3 protein-coding genes are annotated in these 2572 nt (G+C 34.9%); 1 reads left to right on the top strand and 2 read right to left on the bottom strand.

Annotation, left to right across the window (positions count from 1 at the left end; genetic code table 11):
• Positions 1 to 417: 417 nt before the first annotated feature.
• Positions 418 to 783, bottom strand: coding sequence for a hypothetical protein (locus M2139_RS14175; protein ID WP_280739508.1), 366 nt, complete (start codon positions 781 to 783; stop codon positions 418 to 420).
• Positions 784 to 854: 71 nt separating this feature from the next.
• A complete protein-coding gene (locus M2139_RS14180) occupies positions 855 to 1229 on the bottom strand; it encodes a CvfD/Ygs/GSP13 family RNA-binding post-transcriptional regulator (RefSeq protein ID WP_280739509.1) in 375 nt (124 codons plus the stop codon).
• An 84-nt stretch (positions 1230 to 1313) separates the two neighbouring features.
• Here M2139_RS14180 and M2139_RS14185 point away from each other — a divergent pair, with 84 nt between their 5' ends.
• Positions 1314 to 2480 carry a MalY/PatB family protein gene (locus tag M2139_RS14185; RefSeq protein WP_280739510.1) on the top strand — a complete coding sequence of 389 codons (1167 nt, stop codon included), beginning with the start codon at positions 1314 to 1316 and terminating at the stop codon, positions 2478 to 2480.
• Positions 2481 to 2572 lie beyond the last annotated feature (92 nt).

A 2572-nucleotide genomic window follows, 5' to 3' on the forward strand; every position in this document is an offset into this window, starting at 1 on the left:
GTAGTGTGAACTGCTAAGTTTCTGTTTCCTTTTGAAGCGACTTGATTAGTCTATCATGGTGAAAAGTTTTCGTCAACTCTTTTTTTCAAAAAGTTCAAAAAGTTTTTTTCGTTATGATTGCGTCTCAAGCACAGGTAATAATATAACAAGTATAAAGGGAGATTGCAAGTTGTTTTTGTGATTTTTTTGAAGTTTTTTTGATTGGTGAACTTTATATAGCAACCTCTAATATAAAGTTCGTGGTTTACTGACGTTTAAAGAGAACATTGCCTACCAACGTCCGAATTTATTAACAAAAAAATCCTACTATAAAAACTAGTAGGATTTTCAACTTTAATTAACTTTGTTTATTATATAGAACAAACTTTCTTTCTATTATAATAAAGCTGTGTTTAATATTCATTTTTATATTCAGTTTTAAAATAATGGCACGCCACTAATTTCGAAATTTTCTAGGCGTTCACCGATTTTGGTAGACTCTTCCCAAAAGAAATTTTCTGATAAATCTTCTTGGAAAACATCAGCTTCTTTTGCAGAGAAAACAAAAAAAGGAATCTTCTTGTTCTCGAAGCAGATATTAGTCAGTTCAACTAATTCGATGTTCGTCACATCCATCGGAACTTTCTCCTTGAAATAGCGCAACATGCTTGCCAAGCCAGTTGCTTCTTCAGAAAAATTAGTAATTGCAAAATCTATTCCTTCATCGTTGTTTTGTAGAAGGAATTTTTTGGAGCCGTCTTGCAAATGTAACATGATCGTTCCAGCTACGCGCTTTGTACTCAAACTATCCACTCCAATTAATTTTTGATTGTAAATAGATAGTAACACATTTTTCTGAAAAAAACACTAAACTTTCACGCTTTATTTTTCTCGAGAAAATCTAAATTTTCTTCCACCCAATCGGGCAATTGTTTTTCAATACTTTCAAAGCCAATCTCACGATTTTTATCAGTAAAGTATTTTTTCCTTCTATTTTGACTAGGTACGAATTTTTTATTCAAAGTTCTTAAAGATAAGCTGATTTTTTGCGAATATTCATCAATATCAATGATTTGTACGTCAATTTCTTCACCGACTTTTAACACATCGTGAATATTTTTAGTATAACCAGATTGCACTTCGGAAACATGAACCAGCCCTTGAATCTCATTATCTAATGAAATAAATGCACCATATGGTTGAATACCTGAAACTTTGCCTTTTATAACGTCACCAATTTTGTATATCATTTACTTCCCTCTTTTCTCAAAATCCATTATACTTGATTTAATCATAAAATTGAAGTTTTTGCTTAAGTGAAGGAGGATTTAACTATGACTGATTTTAATCAAATGGTGCAACGAAAAAATACTAACTCAGTGAAATGGGACGCGATTACCGAAACGTATCCCGAAACTGAATTATTGCCTATGTGGGTAGCCGATATGGATTTCCTCAGCCCAACTTTCGTGACTGACGCCTTGCAACGTTTCGCAACTGAAGAAGTGCTAGGTTACAGCATTTTCCCTGATAATCTTTACCAAGCGGTGATTGCTTGGCAACAACGGCATCATCATTTCCACTTAAATAAGGAAGACATCCTATTTTCTAGTGGTGTTGTTCCTAGTATCGTGACAGCGATTCAAGCTTACACGCAACCAGGGGATGCCATTTTAATTCAGGATCCTGTCTATCATCCCTTTGCTCATTCTGTTGAAAATAATCAGCGGAAACTGGTGACCAGTCGCTTAATTAATCAAAATCAACACTTTGAAATTGATTTTGTTGATTTTGAGAAGAAAATAATTGCTGAAAATGTCAAGCTCTTTATCCTTTGTAACCCTCACAATCCTGGCGGGCGAGTTTGGTCACAGGCTGAATTAGCTCAATTAGGCTCAATTTGTAAAAAACACCAAGTACTAGTGCTAAGTGATGAAATCCATCAAGATTTAGTTTTCCAGCCAAATGTTTTCACTACTTTTCAAAACGCCGCCGATCCACAGGGGGAATATTCCATCGTTTTTACTGCCGCAACTAAGACTTTCAATTTAGCCGGCATTAAAAACTCAATGGTTTTTATTAAAAATCCTGAGCTGCGAGGGCAATTTGTTGAATGTCAAACCCGCAATTGCAGCACTGAAATCAATACTTTTGGTTTAATCGGTACCGAAGCTGCTTATCAATTTGGGGATGAGTGGTTGGCAGAATTGTTGCTGTATTTACAAGAAAATATCAACATCGCGACTACTTATTTCAAAGAAGAATTACCTCAAGTAAAAGTCATGATTCCAGAAGGAACTTATTTAATGTGGTTAGATTTTAGCGACTATCCTTTTTCCGATGAAGAATTGCAAGACCGCTTCATTCATAAAGGAAAAATCTTAATGAACGCTGGCAACATCTTCGGCTCGGCTGGAATTCAGCATGCCCGCTTAAACCTAGCAACGCAAAAAGCCACTTTATTAGAAGGGCTATCTCGAATTAAATTAGCGCTTATGTAAAAAAGGGGCTGTGACATAAGTAAATTATGTTCGTAGTTTCAAAAAAAAGAAATTCTATGAAAACCATTATGGTTTTGTGGGATTTCTGTTTT

Source organism: Enterococcus sp. PF1-24 (genome assembly GCF_029893325.1).
In the GTDB taxonomy this organism is placed as follows: Bacteria; Bacillota; Bacilli; order Lactobacillales; family Enterococcaceae; genus HY326.